The sequence below is a fragment of the Nostocoides japonicum T1-X7 genome, assembly GCF_001046855.1.
GTDB lineage: Bacteria > Actinomycetota > Actinomycetes > Actinomycetales > Dermatophilaceae > Nostocoides > Nostocoides japonicum.
The window spans coordinates 4,723,969-4,725,896 of record NZ_HF570958.1 but is presented as its reverse complement, the minus strand read 5'-3'; the positions used below and the strand labels follow the sequence as shown (position 1 = coordinate 4,725,896).

Genomic DNA, 1,928 nt, shown 5'->3' with positions numbered 1-1,928 from the left:
AGCGCCGCGACACCGGCACCGCAGGCCCCGCCGACGACGACGCCGACGAGGGTGCGGCCCGACCCGGCGAGCGCCTGCGGACCCCAGGCCCGGCGGACGAGCACGGCGAGGAGCACGGCCGCGAGGGTCATCCCACCCGCCGACGCGAGACCGAGGACGCGGAGCGTCCGCACCGGGCCCGCGCCGTCGCCGAGGACGACGAGCGGCACGACGGCGGCGACGAGCCAGCCGAGGGCGACGCTCAGCGCCGCGTCGCGGGGCCGCCCCCGGACGTAGAGGGCCCGGGTGAGCAGGGCCACGACACCGAACCCGACGACTCCCGGTGCGTATGCCGCGAGGCCGTCCCCGAGGGCGGCCAGCGAGGCGGAGCTCGTCTGCCCGCCTCCGCGCCGGGCGTCCAAGGCGCTGAAGAAGGCACCGACCGATCCGGCGGCGGCGACGAGGACGGCCGAGGCGATGCCGGTGAGCCCGAGCACCGCGCGCACCGACCGGCCGAGGGTGGGGACCGCGTCGTGGCCCGCCCCGGCCGCCTGGGCGAGGGCGGGGAAGGCGGACGTCGCGACGGGGACGGCGAGGATGGCATACGGCAGGAGGTAGACGGCCTGGATGTACTGGTAGACCGACAGCGTCCCGTTGTCGCCGCGGTGGTTGGCGACCCAGATCGTCGCGAGGACGCAGGCCTGCTGGGCGAGGAGGGCGAGCAGGCCGGCGCCCGCCAGCGAGGCCGACCGCCGGGCGTCCCCGGGGGGGAAGCGCCACGTCGGGTGCCAGCGGAAGCCGGCGCGCACGGCGGGGACGACGAGCGGCACGCTGAGGGCGACGACGCCGAGGGTCGTCCCCCAGGCGAGGAGGAGCACCGCGCCGTGGCTCACGTCCGACGGCGCGGTGACGCCGTCGACGACACTGCCGTAGATGACGTAGCTGACCATGACGACGAGGCTCGACAGGAGCGGCGCGAGGGCCGCGGCGAAGAAGCGGCGGTGGGCCTGGAGCACGCCGGCGAGGACGATGCCGAGGCCGTAGAGCGGCACCTGGACGGCGAAGACGCGCAGCATCGTCGTGCCCACGGCCACCGCGCCGGGCTGGTCGTCGTCGACGAACCAGCCGGTGAGGGCGGGCGCGGCGAGGGCGAGGACGGCGGCGAGCGGCAGGAGCACGGTGAACGCCCAGGTGAGCAGCGCCGAGGCGCTCCGGTTGGCCCGCGCCGCGTCGCCGCGCCCGAGGTGCCCCGCGACGACCGGGATGGCGACCGCGGCGAGGACGCCGCCCGCGGCCACCTCGTAGAGCACGTTGGGCATCGCGTTGACGGTGTTGTAGACCGCGCCCACCCCGGCCGTCCGCACCGCGTCGGCGAAGACGAGGGTCCGGGCGAAGCCGGCCACCCGCGACAGGAGGGTGAGGACGGCGATGAGCCCCGCAGCGGCCGCGACCCCGGTCACGGCCGCGGTGGCCGGCCGCGGTCCTGCTGCGGGGTCAGCCACGTCCGAGCCGGTCCAGCTCGCGCAGGCCGGGGGTCGACTCGATGACCGCGGTGAAGCTCACCCGCTCGGAGACGACGGTGAGGCCGGTGAGGACGGCGAGCGCGACGAGCCGGCCGCGCAGCCCGAGGGCACCGAGGAGCGCGGTCCCGACGAGCGCCCCCGCGGCATTGGCGCCGGTGTCGCCGAGCATGGAGCGACCGGCGAGGTCGTCGGGCAGCAGCCCGGCGGCGGCGCCGAGCACCACGGCGGCGGTCGTCGACGTGCCCTCGTCCCGGGCCAGGACGAGGGGTGCGGCGGCGATGACGGACGCCTTGAGCGTCCGTCCCGGGCGCAGGTCGAGGAGGTTGGCGAGGTTCGCCGACCCGGCGACGACGCCGGCGCCGACGAGGGTCGACACCCTGGTGGAGCCCTCGCGCCGGCCGCCGGCGTCGACGGCGAGAGCCGCCG

The 1,928-nt window shown here is 77.4% G+C and carries 1 protein-coding gene and 1 pseudogene; both read right to left on the bottom strand.

Annotated elements, in window-relative coordinates:
* A partial coding sequence (murJ, locus tag BN12_RS21455; RefSeq protein ID WP_157635611.1) for a murein biosynthesis integral membrane protein MurJ occupies window positions 1-1,481 on the bottom strand: 1,481 nt, incomplete at its 3' end.
* A pseudogene (locus tag BN12_RS25560) lies at window positions 1,474-1,928 on the bottom strand (hypothetical protein); the annotation flags it as partial. The gene murJ and the pseudogene BN12_RS25560, both read right to left, overlap by 8 nt.